The organism is Yoonia maritima (genome assembly GCF_043641945.1).
Taxonomy (GTDB): domain Bacteria; phylum Pseudomonadota; class Alphaproteobacteria; order Rhodobacterales; family Rhodobacteraceae; genus Yoonia; species Yoonia maritima_B.
In genome coordinates this window covers 493,260-508,859 of record NZ_JBHZRX010000002.1, presented here as the reverse complement: position 1 = coordinate 508,859, position 15,600 = coordinate 493,260, and the positions used below count along the sequence as shown (strand labels likewise).

Annotated in this window: 15 protein-coding genes; 8 read left to right on the top strand and 7 right to left on the bottom strand. The window is 55.1% G+C overall.

Going from position 1 to position 15,600, the window contains the following annotated elements:
- Nucleotides 1-112: 112 nt before the first annotated feature.
- The 3 genes from ACHUEV_RS06165 (at nucleotide 113) to ACHUEV_RS06155 (ending at nucleotide 2,689) form a co-directional block, all read left to right on the top strand.
- Nucleotides 113-484, top strand: coding sequence for a helix-turn-helix domain-containing protein (locus ACHUEV_RS06165; RefSeq protein ID WP_394178181.1), 372 nt, complete (start codon nucleotides 113-115; stop codon nucleotides 482-484).
- Nucleotides 485-552: 68 nt separating this feature from the next.
- Nucleotides 553-1,362, top strand: coding sequence for a histidinol-phosphatase (gene hisN, locus ACHUEV_RS06160; RefSeq protein WP_394178180.1), 810 nt, complete (start codon nucleotides 553-555; stop codon nucleotides 1,360-1,362).
- Nucleotides 1,355-2,689, top strand: a complete 1,335-nt coding sequence (locus tag ACHUEV_RS06155) for an 8-oxoguanine deaminase (protein ID WP_394178179.1) — start codon at nucleotides 1,355-1,357, stop codon at nucleotides 2,687-2,689. The genes hisN and ACHUEV_RS06155 overlap by 8 nt, the downstream gene beginning before the upstream one ends.
- Here ACHUEV_RS06155 and guaD read toward each other — a convergent pair.
- Nucleotides 2,686-3,978, bottom strand: a complete 1,293-nt coding sequence (gene guaD, locus ACHUEV_RS06150; RefSeq protein WP_394178178.1) for a guanine deaminase — start codon at nucleotides 3,976-3,978, stop codon at nucleotides 2,686-2,688. The genes ACHUEV_RS06155 and guaD overlap by 4 nt on opposite strands.
- 99 nt (nucleotides 3,979-4,077) lie before the next feature.
- On the opposite strand from guaD, the gene mgtE reads away from it, so the two are divergent.
- On the top strand, nucleotides 4,078-5,451 hold the full coding sequence (gene mgtE, locus ACHUEV_RS06145) for a magnesium transporter (protein WP_394178177.1): 1,374 nt from the start codon (nucleotides 4,078-4,080) through the stop codon (nucleotides 5,449-5,451).
- Nucleotides 5,448-5,999, top strand: a complete 552-nt coding sequence (locus tag ACHUEV_RS06140) for a 5-formyltetrahydrofolate cyclo-ligase (RefSeq protein WP_394178176.1) — start codon at nucleotides 5,448-5,450, stop codon at nucleotides 5,997-5,999. The genes mgtE and ACHUEV_RS06140 overlap by 4 nt, the downstream gene beginning before the upstream one ends.
- Nucleotides 6,000-6,077: 78 nt before the next feature.
- On the opposite strand, the gene ACHUEV_RS06135 is transcribed toward ACHUEV_RS06140, so the two are convergent.
- From ACHUEV_RS06135 to ACHUEV_RS06125, 3 genes are all read right to left on the bottom strand, one after another.
- Nucleotides 6,078-6,827: a YebC/PmpR family DNA-binding transcriptional regulator gene (locus ACHUEV_RS06135; RefSeq protein WP_106355118.1), complete on the bottom strand. Its 750-nt coding sequence runs from the start codon at nucleotides 6,825-6,827 to the stop codon at nucleotides 6,078-6,080.
- Nucleotides 6,828-6,899: 72 nt separating this feature from the next.
- Nucleotides 6,900-8,681 carry an SLC13 family permease gene (locus ACHUEV_RS06130; RefSeq protein WP_394178175.1) on the bottom strand — a complete coding sequence of 594 codons (1,782 nt, stop codon included), beginning with the start codon at nucleotides 8,679-8,681 and terminating at the stop codon, nucleotides 6,900-6,902.
- A gap of 48 nt (nucleotides 8,682-8,729) precedes the next feature.
- Entirely contained in the window at nucleotides 8,730-9,545 is an 816-nt protein-coding gene (locus ACHUEV_RS06125; RefSeq protein WP_394178174.1) for a TIGR00282 family metallophosphoesterase, read from the bottom strand.
- A 106-nt stretch (nucleotides 9,546-9,651) separates the two neighbouring features.
- On the opposite strand from ACHUEV_RS06125, the gene ACHUEV_RS06120 reads away from it, so the two are divergent.
- The gene (locus ACHUEV_RS06120) at nucleotides 9,652-10,554 is read left to right on the top strand and encodes a DMT family transporter (RefSeq protein ID WP_394178173.1); all 903 of its coding nucleotides are present in this window, start codon (nucleotides 9,652-9,654) and stop codon (nucleotides 10,552-10,554) included.
- Between the two features lie 15 nt (nucleotides 10,555-10,569).
- Here ACHUEV_RS06120 and choV read toward each other — a convergent pair whose 3' ends face one another.
- From choV to choX, 3 genes are read right to left on the bottom strand one after another with little or no spacing between them, the layout of a single operon-like run.
- A complete protein-coding gene (gene choV / locus ACHUEV_RS06115) occupies nucleotides 10,570-11,589 on the bottom strand; it encodes a choline ABC transporter ATP-binding protein (RefSeq protein WP_394178172.1) in 1,020 nt (339 codons plus the stop codon).
- Entirely contained in the window at nucleotides 11,586-12,419 is an 834-nt protein-coding gene (gene choW, locus ACHUEV_RS06110; protein ID WP_106355128.1) for a choline ABC transporter permease subunit, read from the bottom strand. Before choW ends, choV begins: the two co-directional genes overlap by 4 nt.
- A 60-nt stretch (nucleotides 12,420-12,479) precedes the next feature.
- A complete protein-coding gene (gene choX / locus ACHUEV_RS06105; protein ID WP_394178171.1) occupies nucleotides 12,480-13,403 on the bottom strand; it encodes a choline ABC transporter substrate-binding protein in 924 nt (307 codons plus the stop codon).
- A 91-nt stretch (nucleotides 13,404-13,494) separates the two neighbouring features.
- On the opposite strand from choX, the gene betI reads away from it, so the two are divergent.
- On the top strand, nucleotides 13,495-14,076 hold the full coding sequence (betI, locus tag ACHUEV_RS06100) for a choline-binding transcriptional repressor BetI (protein WP_394178170.1): 582 nt from the start codon (nucleotides 13,495-13,497) through the stop codon (nucleotides 14,074-14,076).
- Nucleotides 14,073-15,581 (top strand): choline-sulfatase, encoded by a 1,509-nt coding sequence (betC, locus tag ACHUEV_RS06095; protein WP_394178169.1) that lies wholly within the window; start codon nucleotides 14,073-14,075, stop codon nucleotides 15,579-15,581. The genes betI and betC overlap by 4 nt, the downstream gene beginning before the upstream one ends.
- Nucleotides 15,582-15,600: the final 19 nt, after the last annotated feature.

Here is a 15,600-nt window from a genome sequence, read left to right as displayed (position 1 = left end):
TGCATTCCATCTGCACGGCATCGTATGTGGCTTTAGTCAGGCTATACGTGCGTCGCCTATCGGGGAGCGGAAATAATATAGCCGCAAGAAAATTGAACTAAGGATACGATAAATGAAACACCCAGTCGATGTACACGTGGGCAAACGAATTCGTCATCGCCGTTGGATGAACGGAACGACCCAACAGCAGTTGGCCGAAAACGTTGGAATTAAGTTCCAGCAAATTCAGAAGTATGAAACCGGCATGAACCGCGTTAGCGCGTCCCGCCTTTGGGATATTGCTAAGGTGTTGGACGTGCCAGTTTCTTTCTTCTTCGAAGGACTGGATGATCAGGCACAGACCGACAGCGCAAACAGCAATATGCCTGGCGATATCCTGACAGACAAAGAAGCACTTGAGCTTCTGCGTTCATACTATGCGATCCCAGAGAACCAGCGTCGCCGCCTATTTGATTTGGCACGCGTTCTTAGCGAAGCTGCTTAAGCGGCCTTGACCATCACGACTGCCGCACGTTACCGCATTAGGTAACGTAGCGCAGTCGGGAAAAGCATATGCCATTGGATACGACCCTTCAGGCGGAGTTGATCCGCGTGGCAAATCTACTTGCGGATGCAGCACGGCCAGAAACCCTGCTGCATTTTCGTACATTCGCATTGGTTGCAGACGACAAGGGTGATCAGGCCTTTGATCCGGTCACAATTGCGGATCGCGCAGCCGAACAGGCAATGCGCAAACTGCTCGCTGTTGAACGGCCCAATGACGGTATCTTGGGTGAAGAGTTCGGCGAGACTCCCGGCACATCTGGATTGACTTGGGTACTTGACCCAATCGACGGCACGCGTGGCTATATTAGCGGCACCCCCACATGGGGCGTTCTGATTTCAGTTGCAGATGAAACTGGCCCGTTGTTTGGCCTGATCGATCAACCTTACATCGGTGAACGGTTTGTAGGTGGCTTTGGCAGGGCCGAAGTAACCGGACCGATGGGTGCGCATCCGTTGCAATGTATCGCGCAAAGCAAATTATCTGATGCAACGGTACTGACGACTTTCCCAGAGGTGGGCACCGCCGACGAAGGACGCGCCTTTCATGCTGTCGCCCGTCAGGCGAAACTGACCCGCTACGGTATGGACTGCTATGCCTATGCGTTGCTGGCTGCAGGACAGGTCGACCTTGTTATCGAGGCAGGGTTGAATGCTTATGATATTCAGGCCCCAATTTCCGTCATCCAAGCGGCTGGTGGTATTGTGACTGATTGGGATGGCGGACCTGCACACCATGGTGGTCGTGCGCTGGCAGCAGCGAACCCAGATATCCACGCCGAAGCTATGGCGATCCTGCAAGAGAGCCTGAATGGCTGAGACGCTCATCAAAAATGCTGATATCGTTCTGACGATGGACGACGCGCGCCGTGAATTGAAAGGCGCGGATATTCTGATCCGTAATGGCGTCATCGCGGCCGTCGGGCAGGGGCTTGAGACGCAGGGTGCCGCGGTTAATGCAAATGGTCGCATTGTGACGCCGGGCCTCGTGAATACGCACCACCATCTATATCAAACACTGACCCGTGCTGTGCCGGGTGCGCAAGACGCGCTGCTGTTTGGCTGGCTGCAACGCCTCTATCCCATCTGGGCCCGCTTTGGCCCGGAAGAAATGTTCATCTCTGCCCAAGTCGGGTTGGCTGAATTGGCGCTATCGGGCTGTACGCTGACGTCGGACCATTTGTACCTTTATCCAAACGGATCGCGGTTGGATGATACAATTGCCGCCGCCCAAGAGGTTGGCTTGCGTTTTCATGCCACGCGCGGTGCGATGAGCATTGGCGAAAGCGACGGTGGCTTGCCGCCTGATGCTCTTGTCGAAAATGAGCGGGCAATCCTAGAAGACAGCATTCGCGTTATTGATGCGTTCCACGATCCAAACCCGGGCGCGATGGTGCGTGTCGGCGTGGCCCCATGCAGTCCGTTTTCCGTATCGCGTGATCTGATGCGCGATGCTGCTATTCTTGCCCGCGATAAGGGCGTGATGATGCATACCCATCTGGCCGAGAATGATGAAGATATTGCCTATTCTCTTAAGAAATTCGGCTGCCGACCTGGTCAATACGCTGAAGATTTGGGTTGGACAGGTGATGATGTCTGGCATGCGCATTGCGTGAAACTGGATGGTCAAGAAATTGATCTGTTCGCGCGGTCGCAGACAGGTGTTGCACATTGTCCCTGTTCCAACTGCCGGCTTGGTTCCGGCATCGCGCCTATACGCGAAATGCGTGACGCTGGTGTGAATGTCGGGCTAGGCGTCGATGGATCGGCAAGCAACGATATCGGCAACCTGATTGGCGAAGCACGTCAAACGATGCTTTTGCAGCGCGTCAAAAATGGGGCGGATGCTATGTCGGCCCGCGAGGCATTAGAAATCGCGACACGTGGTGGTGCACAGGTTTTAGGGCGTGACGACTGCGGTCAGATCGCAGTTGGCAAACGCGCGGATATTGCTCTGTGGGATGCGCAGACCGTTGAAAACGCAGGGTCGTGGGATCCTGCTGCAATGGTGCTGGCCGGACCTCAGAAAGTACGCGACTTGTTTGTCGAGGGGCGTCAGATTGTTGCGGATGGACAATTGGCAACGTTCGACCTGGGCGCGACCATTCGCAGACAGAACGACTTGGCGCAGCGACTGGTGAATTAAGCCTGTCGCCTTTGACCTGCAATCCACACGTCTTTGATTGCGCGGTCATCGCCCATCATGATCGTTGGGAATAGCGCGTCCCAAATGTCGGCCGCTCGGACTGAACGCTGCGAAATCGCGGGCGTTGAACCAAGGTCAAGCACAGTAATGTCCGCCATCGCACCCGCGCCCAGATGACCAATTTGCCCAGACATGTGCAGCGACTTTGCAGACCCTTCAGTCGCAAGCCACATCAGTTGCGCAGGGTGCAATGCCGTGCCGCGCAACTGGCCGATCTCATAAGCAGCAGCCATGGTGCGCAGCATCGAAAACGACGATCCACCGCCGGTGTCAGTGGCAAGCCCGATTGACAGCCCAGTCTTTGCCAACCCCATCAGATCAAATAGTCCTGATCCGATGAACGTATTGGACGTCGGGCAGTGCACGACTGCGGCACCGACTTCGTTCAGTCGGTCAATCTCGCGCTGTTCTAGGTGGATGGCATGGCCATACAGGCCCTTAGCGCCTAACAGTCCGAATGCCTCGTAAGTATCCAGATAGTCACGGGAATCGGGGAACAGGTCACGCACCCAAGCAATCTCGGGGAGTTGTTCACTCAGGTGGGTCTGCATGAGGCAATCGGGGTGTTCGGACCAGAGCGCACCAAGGGCCGCCAATTGTTCTGGCGTCGATGTCGGTGAAAACCGTGGTGTAATCGCATAGCTGGCCCGCCCTTTGCCATGCCACTTTTCAAGCAATGCCTTACTGTCATCATAGGCCGATTGCGCGGTGTCTTGCAGATTGTCAGGTGCATTGCGGTCCATGCAGGTTTTACCCGCAATCACGGCCATATCGCGATCAGCGGCAGCGCCGAAAAACGCATCAACACTTGGAGGATGGATCGTACAAAAACTGGTGAGCGTGGTGGTGCCGTGGTCAAGCGCAAGGTCGAGCGTACGTTCCGCGACTTCGGTTGCACACCTGGGGTCGCTGAAACGGGCTTCTTCGGGGAAAGTGTAGGTATTCAGCCAGTCGATCAGCTGTTTTCCCCAGCTCGCGATGATGCCGGTTTGCGGGTAATGCATATGGGCATCGACAAAGCCTGCGCTGATCAGCGCATCGCCGTAATCGGTAACTTTTGCGTCCGGATGCGCAGCGCGCAGGGCGGCGGCCGAACCAACTGCGCTAATTTGTTTGCCCTCGATCAGCACAGCACCTGCGCTATCGAGCTGTACGGCGTCATTCCAATCCCCAATCAAAGGATTGCCTGAAAAGCCAAGCGTTTGGCCAAGAAGAAGTTGCTTTGTCATAGCCTGATCATATGGGGCGGCTACGGCGGGGTAAATCGCTGAATGGCGTTGCCAGCAGGTCGTGATTGGCTATGTTGCAGGAGGTAGCGAGGGCAGGTCATGGCAGAGCAACTAGAAATCAACGAAGACGAAGCATTTGGCATCACCGATCGGCTTATTGCTGAGGTGCTGGACGCAGTTGCAGCCGAAGACGCTACCGCGATTGATACGCTGCTTGATCCGCTTCACCCCGCCGATATTGCGCATCTGATAGAACAAATCGATGGCCGTGATCGCCGCGATCTTATCTCGGTCTGGAAAGGCGGGATGGACGGGGACACCCTGTCTGAATTGAACGAAAGCCTGCGCGAAGAAATCATCGAACAGCTTGCCCCTGCCGATTTGGCCGAGGCTGTTCGCGAATTGGAAAGCGACGATGTCGTCGATCTGGTCGAATATCTGGACGATGACCAGCAAGAAGCCGTTCTTGGCGCGTTGGACGCGGGTGACCGGGTCGTTGTTGAACAGGCGCTGTCCTATCCAGAAGAATCAGCTGGTCGCCACATGCAGTCCGAACTGGTGCGTGCGCCAGAGCATTGGACCGTCGGTGATGCGATTGATTTTTTGCGTTCTGATGTCGTGCTTCCCGATCAGTTTTATCACGTTATCCTTGTCGATCCGCGGCTTAAGGCAACCGGATATGTCACGCTTGGGCGTATCCTAAGCAATCCACGTGACACGCCGCTATCGGACCTAACCGAAGACACATTCCGTACCTTCCACGTCACCCAAGATGTCGAAGAAGTCGCGCAAGCGATCAACCACTATCACATGATCACCGCCCCGGTCGTTGACGATGACGACCGTATTGTCGGTGTGATTACGATTGATGACGCCATGGCGTTTCTGGAAGAAGAAGCCCACGAAGACATCCTACGTTTGGCGGGTGTTGGCGAAGGGTCCTTGTCCGACCGAGTAATTGACACGACAAAGCGACGGTTTCCGTGGCTTGCTGTGAACCTTGTCACTGCCATCTTTGCTTCGCTCGTGATTTCGCTGTTTGAAGATACAATTGCGGGGCTCGTGGCTCTCGCTGTCCTTATGCCGATCGTTGCATCGATGGGCGGTAATGCGGGAACACAGTCGTTGACGGTCGCCGTGCGCGCCATAGCGACACGCGATTTGACCACGGCAAACGTTTGGCGGGTTATCAGACGCGAAATCTTGGTTGGTCTGATCAATGGTTTGATCTTTGCCATAGTGATGGGGATTGTCGGGGTGCTCTGGTTCGGATCGCCGATGCTTGGCGTCGTAATTGCAGTTGCGATGGTGATCAACATGGTCGTTGCTGGACTCGCCGGAACGGTTATTCCTGTGACTCTGGAACGCTTTGGCATCGACCCTGCGCTTGCCTCTGGGGCGTTTGTGACGACCGTAACAGATGTTGTTGGGTTCTTTGCCTTCCTCGGGCTTGCTGCCATGTGGTTGCTATGATCGACAAATCCGCTGCTCGCAAAGCTGCCTTTGTGCGTCGTAAGGCGGCACATGAGGGCGCTGTGGCTGCCTCCGGGTACTTAAGCGAAGTACTGGCCGGGTATCGTGGTGTGCCGATTGCAGGCTACAGCCCGATCCGAACAGAGATAAACCCGTTGCCTGCTTTGGCCGAGGCGGCAGCCCATGGTCCCGTTGGCATGCCTGTGATCATCGCAGAGGCACAACCGCTGAAGTTCCGACTGTGGGAACCTGACTGCGCAATGGTGGCCGGTGCTTTTGGTGCTTCGATCCCCGAAAAAGGCGAATGGATGACACCCGAGATTGTGATCGTGCCCTTGGTGGCGTTCGACCGACGGGGGGGCAGGTTAGGCTATGGTGGCGGTTTCTACGACCGCACGCTGGAACATCTACGCTCTGTACAGCCAACAATGGCGATTGGATTTGCTTATGCGGCGCAAGAAGACAAGTCACTACCGCTTGAACCTACCGATCAGCCGCTTGACCTGATTGTCACTGAGCAAGGTGTTATTACACCCGCCAAAAAATAAACCCCGCCAGGTGCGTCAATTCCAATTTGGAAATTGCGTACCCAACGGGGCGTAATCGACAGGTGCTTTTTACAGAAGTTACTCTTCTGCGAATGCAGCCATAACCTCATCAGAGGCTTCAAAATTCGCCGTAACGCGCTGCACGTCATCGTCTTCTTCAAGCGTGTCCAGCAGCTTCATCAACTTGGTCAGACCTTCGGCATCGACCTCTGTGGTCATGTTAGGCTTCCAAATCAGTTTAGTGGATTCGGATTCACCAAGTTCAGCCTCTAACGCGGTCGACACGTCATTTAGGTCAGTGTCCGCGCAATAAATAACGTGGTTTTCTTCGTCGCTTTGCACGTCGTCTGCACCAGCCTCGATCGCGGCCATCATCACTGTGTCAGCATCGCCGACAGACGCTGGGTAGACGACTTCGCCCATACGGTCGAACATGAAGCCAACTGAACCGGTTTCGCCAAGGTTGCCGCCATTCTTTGAGAATGTTGAACGTACCGTTGATGCAGTCCGGTTGCGGTTATCCGTCATCGTTTCAACGATTACAGCTACGCCGCCTGGGCCGTAGCCTTCATACCGGATTTCATCATAGTTCTCAGCGTCGCCGCCTTGAGATTTCTTAATCGCGCGGTCGATCACGTCCTTTGGTACAGAGCTGGATTTGGCTTCTTTGACAGCCATCCGCAGACGTGGGTTTTTGTCGGGGTCCGGGTCGCCCATCTTGGCGGCCACAGTGATTTCTTTGGCCAGCTTGGAAAACAGCTTGGAACGCAGTTTATCCTGACGCCCCTTGCGGTGCTGAATATTCGCCCATTTTGAGTGGCCAGCCATCGGAAACCTCGTCTTTATAGATGTAAATTTGCGTCTCTATACGGCATCCATCGGTGCCCCCGCAACCCTTGCTTACAAGGGCCAGAAATAGGGGATCGCGAAGGAAACAATTGGCGCAAGCGACAGGTTCAGCGGAATGCCGAATTTCAAGAAATCCGCGAACTTATAACCACCCGGACCGTAAACCAGCGTGTTGGTCTGATATCCGATTGGTGTCGCGAAACTCGCGCTGGCTGCAATCATAACAGCGACGACCAAAGGCCGAGCATCAACCCCAAGTGCGCTTGCCAGACCAATGGCGATGGGGGTCATGACGACCGCGACAGCGTTGTTCGATACAAGTTCAGTCAGGGTGGACGCCATCGCGAATACGGCCAAGACTACAAAGAACGGCGGTAAGACCATCATAACAGGCGATAGGGTATCAGCGATCATCGCAACTGCGCCGGATGATTGCAGGGCAGACCCGACACCGAGCATTGCAAAAATTAGCGCAAGAAGACGACCGTCGATGGTTGAAAAGGCCTCGTCTGCGTCAATACATCCCGTACCCAACACTGCGGTTACACCGAGAATAGCAAGCAGCAGAATCGGCGCGACCCCAACGGCAGCAAGGATCACAACAAGTAGCAGTACACCGATAGCAATTGGTGCATGGGCGCGGCGATAGGCGCGCTGCGAAGGTTTCGACACATCACCAAGGTTCATGTCTTCAGCAAGACGCTGAATGTCTTCGGGCGCACCTTCAAGCAATAGGGTGTCGCCAACACGCACGATCATGTCGTCCATCTGTTGGCCAAGGTTCGTATCACGACGGTGAACCGCAAGCGTGTAGACAGCGTAACGACGACGTAGGCGCAGCGCACCAAGGCGGCGGCCGACCATCTTACAGTTTGGCGTAATCAGAACCTCGACCGTGGTGGTCTCAACCGCCGAAAGCTGGTCGACACGGCGCAGGTCTTTGGTTGCTTGTAGCGAAAGGAGCTCAGCCATCGCAGTACGCAGCACGACCCGGTCACCCACTTGCAATGTGACATCCTTTAACTCGCGCCGCAGGGATACATCGCCACGTACAACGTCGATCAGCCGTACGCCGTCACGTTTGAATAGCTGCACGCCCGTGACTTCGCGACCGATCAGGTTGCTGTCTGGCGGAATGATTGCCTCTGAAAAGAACCGCATTTTGGAACGATCAGACAGCATAGTGGCCATGCTTGTCCGGTCTGGCAGCAGACGCGGACCAGCGAAGTAGAGATAGGCAAACGTCCAAGCGACCACAATTACGCCGATTGGTAAGATCTCGATGATACCAAAGGGCTCCATCCCAGATGAACGCGCAACGCCGTCAACCAATAGGTTGGTCGACGTACCCAGCAAGGTCATCGTGCCACCAACAATCGCCGCATAGCTAAGCGGGATCAGTAGCTTAGAGGCCGACGTTCCCAAAGTCCGTGCGAGCTGTACGAACACAGGGATCATAACCACGACAAGAGGTGTGTTATTCATAATCGCACTCGCGACGGCCACGAAAACCAAACTGCCGCCAATCGCCCGTGCGGGGCTGATCTTGGCCTGTCTTTCGACGGCCTGCGTCATCGCATTCAGAGCACCTGTTCGCACCAGCGCGCCGACGATGATAAACATCGCGGCAATCGTCCAAGGGGCAGGGTTGGCAAGCACGGCGACTGCGTCATCGTAAGGCAAGACACCTGACACGAGTAAGATGGACACGCCAATCATTGCGACAACTTCTGTCGGAAAGGCTTCGCGTAAGAACATGATAAACATGCCCGCCACGACGGCCATGGTTAGAAAGGCGGACTGCGCCTGCGAAAGATGAAATACAGTTTCCATGATCTACAGTCTTGCGGAGAGAATGATGAAGGGCAAGCGTTTGCGCATTTACGCAGGGCCCGCCTGTGCTAGCCGCCCACCTTGGCGCACCATTTCAACGCGGGTCGCTTTGCCTGTCCGGTCATCTGTTTCGACGTAAAGGCCAGATAGGGTGGCTTCTTCGTTGGCAGGGGTAAAGCGAGCCTTGGGCATGCCTGTGATAAAGCGGCGCATCGGTTCAGCCTTGTCCATGCCGATGACCGAATTGTAATCGCCGCACATGCCAGCGTCGGTCATATAGGCGGTTCCGCCGGGCAAAATCATCGCGTCACCCGTTGGGACGTGCGTATGTGTGCCTACAACAATGCTAGCGCGGCCATCGCAGAAATGGCCCGTCGCCATCTTTTCCGATGTGGCTTCACAGTGGATATCGATAAGGCTCGCCTGAATTTGGCCACCCATTGGGTATTGTTTCAATAACCCATCAAGCGCCGAGAACGGATCGTCGAACGGGCGTTTCATGAACACCTGACCAAGGGCCTGCGCTACAAGCACCTTGCGCCCGCCGGGGGCGTTGAAAATCCGGGCGCCAACACCGGGCGCGGATTTGGAAAAGTTCAAAGGTCGAATGATGCGTGGCTCGTTTGCGATAAAAGACAGCATGTCCTTTTGATCAAATGCATGGTCGCCCAGCGTCAGAACATCAGCACCTGCATCAAGCAGGATCTTCGCATGATCGCCGGACAGGCCCATGCCAGCCGTTGCGTTTTCACCATTCACGACAACAAAATCGAGTTTCCATTCTTCGCGCAGTCGCGGAAGATGTGTGCTAATTGCAGTGCGGCCGGCGCGGCCCATAACATCGCCAAGAAACAGTATTTTCATGGACACTGTGTTATGCTGCCAGCGCGGCTTCTACCAGATGATTTTTAGCTAAAAATCATCGCGCCCCCTGCTTGCCAATTCTGGATCGGGGTGCCACGACTTGCCCATGGATAACCAAAAACAATCACGGCCCATCGCCGGGGTCGGCTGGATGATCGTCACAGGGTTGATGTTCGTTGGCGTTACCGCGGTCGTAAAACATGTCGGTAACGGTGTGCCCGCAGCGCAGGCGGCATTCTTGCGCTATCTACTTGGGATCGTCTTTCTGATCCCAATGATTAAGCCGATTTTGGACGCGCATCTGACGAAGCGTCAGATTAGGCTATTTGCCTTTCGGGGCATCGTTCACACCATTGCCGTGATCCTTTGGTTCTTTGCTATGGCGCGCATTCCCATCGCCGAGGTGACCGCGATGAACTATCTTTCGCCAGTCTATGTCTCGATCGGGGCGGCGCTGTTTTTGGGAGAACGTTTACCACCGCGCCGGTTGGCCGCTGTGGTTGTCGCGCTGATTGGCGCGCTCATAATCCTGCGACCGGGAGTCAAAGCAATTGAGCCGGGCCATATCGCGATGCTGGGGACCGCAGTTTGCTTCGCCATCGGATATCTGATCGCGAAGCAATTGTCTGGTGAAGTCTCGGCCCCTGTGATCGTTGGCATGTTATCTATCACCGTGACCATTGGCCTTGCTCCAGCCGCGATCGCGGTCTGGGTGACGCCGACACTGCCGCAATTGGGTTGGCTGTTCTTGGTCGCATGCTTCGCTACCGCTGGCCACTACGCGATGACGCTGGCTTTTGCCGCCGCACCACTGACTGTCACCCAGCCGGTGACGTTCCTGCAGTTGGTATGGGCTGTGCTTTTGGGTGCTGTGGTGTTTGGCGAAGGCGTTGACGGCTGGGTGATTTTTGGTGGCGCTGTGATTATGGCTTCGGTCAGCTTTATCACTTGGCGCGAAGCCGTCGCGCGTCGTCAGATTACCCCGCCGGTCACAGCCACAAAGGTGTGACCGGCGCAGGTTGTTTTATTCTGTTGGCGTTGTCGGCGCGAGCCGCGCAAGAAGCGAACTTTGGGTGATCTGACCCACTGGCGCACCGTTTTGGGTGACTTGCAATGCTTCTGTTTCGATCTGTGAGATGATGTCATTCACAGGCGTTTCAACGTCGATCTCCGGCCCGTCACAGGTGCCATCCGTCATCACATCACGCGCGGTAAGAACACCGAGCGGGTTCATATGCGCGACGAATTCGGCAACATAGTCGTTCACTGGGTTGGTGAAGATGTCACGCGGCGTGCCGCATTGTACGATCCGCCCACCTTCCATAATCGCGATGCGGTTGCCGATTTTGAACGCCTCGTCCAAATCGTGGCTCACAAAGATGATGGTACGGTTGCGTTTCTTTTGCAGGTCCAGCAATTCGTCCTGCAACTTCGTGCGGATCAGCGGATCAAGCGCGGAGAAAGGTTCGTCCATCAGTAGGATTGGGGCATCGGTCGCGAATGCACGGGCAAGCCCAACACGTTGCTGCATGCCGCCCGATAGTTCACCCACCAGTGCATCCGCACGATCAGCAAGGCCAACCAATGACAATTCTTCGATCACGCGCTTGTTGCGGGCAGCCTTATCCATACCAGCCAGTTCAAGTCCAAGCCCAACATTGTCGCGCACAGTGCGCCACGGCAGCAGGCCAAACTGTTGAAACACCATTGCAACGTCGTGCAGGCGCAATTCGCGCAGCGTCTTTTTGTCGGCGTTTGTGACAGATGTCATGCCCTGGGATGTCTTGATCCGAACATCGCCGCGCACGACGGGGTTCAGCCCGTTAACCGACCGCAGCAATGTCGATTTGCCAGACCCGGACAGGCCCATCAGCACAAGGATCTCGCCTTCTTCAACGTTCAGCGAACAATTGTGCACGCCAAGGATTTGGTCGGTGGCCCCACGAATTTCTTCGCGTTCCTGACCTTCGTCCATCAGTGGCAGGGCTGACAGCGGTTTGTTCCCGAATACGATCGAGACGTTATCAAATTCTACAGCACTCATTTTGTGTTCACCCGCAGCATCCGGTCCAGCATGATTGCAACGGCCACGATGACAAATCCAGATTCAAATCCTAGGCCGGGGTCGTTACGCCCCAAGGCCTGCACGACAGGCTTACCCAACCCATTCGCACCCACATAGGCCGAGATCACGACCATCGACAGTGACAGCATGATGACTTGGTTTAGGCCCGCCATGATTTGCGGGAACGCATAGGGCAGTTCGACTTTCCATAGGCGCTGCGAGGCTGTTGCACCGAAAGATTCAGCGGCCTCTAGCAGCGGGGTAGGGGTGTTGGACACGCCCAGGTATGTCAGGCGAATAGGTGCGGGCAGCACGAAGATCACCGTCGCGAATAGTCCCGGCACCATGCCAAGCCCAAAAAATACGATTGCTGGGATCAAGTAGACGAAGGCAGGCAGTGTCTGCATCAGATCCAAGATCGGGCTAAATGTTTGGTAAAGCTTTGGGCGGTGCGCAAAGAAGATGCCTAGCGGCACGCCTAGCCCCATGCAAACCACACACGACGATAGCACCAGCGCAAGGCTGTCAGTTGTTTCTTCCCAATATCCTTGGTTCACAACGAACAGCAGGCACAGCAGCACCAACACGCATACTTTCCAAGAGCGCTGCAAAACCCAAGTCAGGGCAATGAACAGGGCAATGATTAAGAACATCGGCGGCGTTTGCAGGCACCAGACGATCCCGTCGATCATCCAATCTAACCCGTCGCTTAGCGTGTCAAAAAATGCGCGCCCATAGGTCTTGAGCCAGTCCACGGCGGTCTCGGCCCAGTCTCCGACTGGTATTTTATGTTCTGTTAGCCAGTCCATCATCGTCCCTTTAGTCGTAATGAAAAGGGGACCGCGTCATGCGGCCCCCCAATCTGTTTTTTATTCAGCCAGTGCAGCTGTCACAGCAGCAACCGCGTCGCCACCGTCTTTGGTTGTTACGCCGTCCAACCATGGTGTCCATGTATCAGCGTTGCCAGCCAGCCATGCTTTGGCTGCATCTTCTGGATCAACGTTGTCGTTTAGGATCGCACCCATGATTTCGTTTTCCATAGCGAGTGTGAAAACGAGGTTCTCCAGCAGCTTACCTGTGTTCGCACATTCAGCGACATAGCCAGCACGTGTGTTGGTCGCAACGATCGCGCCACCAAGGTCCGGGCCAAAGTAGTCATCGCCACCGGGCAGGTAAGTCATTTCGTAGTTGGCGTTCATTGGGTGTGGTTCCCAGCCCAAGAATACAACAGGCTCGTCGCGGTCGTTTGCGCGCTCAACTTGTGCCAGCATGCCTTGCTCAGAGCTTTCGACAACTTCGAAACCGTCTAGGCCGAATGCATCAGCGTCGATCATGTCCATGATCAGGCGGTTGCCGTCGTTACCTGCTTCGATGCCGTAGATGTTGCCGTCCAGCGCGTCTTTGGCTTGGGCGATAGATGCGAAGTCAGTGATTCCTGCGGCAACACCGGCAGCGTTAGTCGCCAGCGTGTATTTCGCGCCTTCAAGGTTTGTGCGTACGGTGTCGACTGTACCAGCTTCGCGGTATGTCGCGATGTCGCCTTCCATTGTCGGCATCCAGTTGCCCAAGAACACATCGATGTCGCCTTCGGCCATTGATGCGTACGTGACAGGTACAGACAGAATGTCCGTTGTTGTCTCATAGCCCAGTGCCTCAAGCACAATAGACGTCGCCGCAGTTGTCGCAGTGATGTCTGTCCAACCTACGTCGGAAAAGCGCACTGTGTCGCAGTCTGCCAGTGCAGGTGCCGCAGCACAGATCGCCAGTACGGACAAAGTTGATTTGAGTTTCATTTCATAGCTCCCAGTTTTGGATCTTTTTCTTGATTGACGAGTCAATAAAGAACAATCTAGTCTGCTTTGGCAACCTCACAGTGAGAATTAGATGCCAAAGCTTGGGATGGAACCTATCCGTCGCGCAGCGCTAGTGAAAGCGACGATTGACGAAATCGGTGCCGCAGGGACGCTGGATATAACGGTTAGCCGTATTGCTAAGCGTGCCGGAATGTCTTCTGCCTTGGCGCATCACTATTTTGGTGGCAAAGACCAAATTTTCTTGGCTGCAATGCGACATACGCTGACAGTTTATGGTGCCGAAGTACGTGGTGCTTTGGCGATGGCAGACGATAATGTATCGCGATTACAGGCGATTATTCGCGCAGGCTTTACGAATTCGAATTTCCGTCGCGAAGTCATTGCCGCGTGGCTGAATTTTTACGTTTTGGCGCAGTCCAGTGCGGAAGCCCAACGTTTGCTGACGATTTATCAACGCCGCCTACATAGTAACCTTGTTTATGACCTGCGCCCGCTGATCGGTGATCGCGCAGATGCCGCAGCCGAGCGAATCGCTGGGCTGATTGATGGCCTCTACCTACGTCGCGGTCTTGACCAAAGCAGCGACATGGGAATCGACGCCACAGAACATGTGCTTGCCCTGCTGCAGGCCGAATTAAAGGAACACGCATGAGCCAACCAAATATCTTGATCATCATGGTCGACCAGTTGAACGGCACGCTGTTCGCTGATGGCCCTGCTGATTGGCTACATGCGCCAAACCTCAAAGCTTTGGCCGCGCGTTCGACCCGTTTTAAAAACAGCTATACGGCGTCACCTTTGTGTGCCCCTGCGCGTGCTGCGTTTATGTCTGGACAACTGCCCAGCCGGAATGGAGTCTATGACAACGCTGCGGAATTTGCTTCTAGCATCCCGACCTATGCACACCATTTGCGCCGGGCGGGATACCAAACCTGCCTTTCGGGCAAGATGCATTTTGTCGGACCAGACCAAATGCACGGGTTCGAAGAGCGGCTTACCACCGACATCTACCCAGCTGATTTCGGCTGGACCCCTGATTACCGTAAACCCGGCGAACGGATTGACTGGTGGTATCACAACATGGGTTCCGTCACGGGCGCAGGTGTGGCTGAAATCTCTAACCAGATGGAATATGATGACGAGGTCGCATATCACGCGACCCGTAAAATCTATGACCTGTCGCGCGGGCATGACACGCGCCCTTGGTGCCTGACCGTCAGCTTTACGCATCCACATGATCCCTATGTGACCCGCAAGAAATACTGGGACCTGTACAACGATTGCGAACATCTTGATCCGACAGTCGGTGAAATCGCTTACGACGATCTCGATCCGCATTCCAAGCGCCTGTATGACGCGATGGATGCCAAGAATTTCGACATCACACCCGAACATGTCCGTCGGGCACGTCAGGCGTATTTCGCGAACATCAGCTATCTCGACGATAAAATCGGTGAAATCCTGCAAACGCTAAAGGATTCGCGGCAAGAGGCGACGATCATGTTTGTGTCCGACCATGGCGATATGCTGGGCGAACGCGGTATGTGGTTTAAGATGTCGTTCTTTGATGGGTCGGCCCGGGTGCCACTGATGATCGCAAGCCCAGAGATGAAGCCGGGGCTGATAGAAACACCAGTGAGCACCATCGACGTAACACCAACGCTTTGTGATATCGCGGGCGTGGATATGTCCGAAGTCATGCCTTGGACCAGCGGCGAAAGCCTTGTGCATCTGGGGCAGGGCGGTGAACGCGATACGCCAGTGGCAATGGAGTACGCCGCAGAAGGCAGCTACGCGCCGCTTGTGTCCCTGCGCTATGGTAAATGGAAATATAACCGCTGCGCACTAGATGCGGATCAGTTGTTCGACATGGACGCCGACCCGCACGAGCTGACCAACCTTGCCGAAGTCGCCGAACACCAAGGCACAGTCGCACAGCTTCGCGCCAAATCCGAAGCCCGCTGGGACCTTGCCAAATTCGACGCCGATGTGCGCCACTCACAAGCCTGCCGCTGGGTCGTCTATGAGGCCCTGCGCAATGGTAATTACTACCCATGGGATTACCAGCCGCTGCAAAAAGCGTCTGAACGCTACATGCGCAATCACATGGACCTAAATGTTCTTGAGGAAGGCCAACGTTTTCCACGTGGCGAATAACCCCCCTCATCTTGTTTCA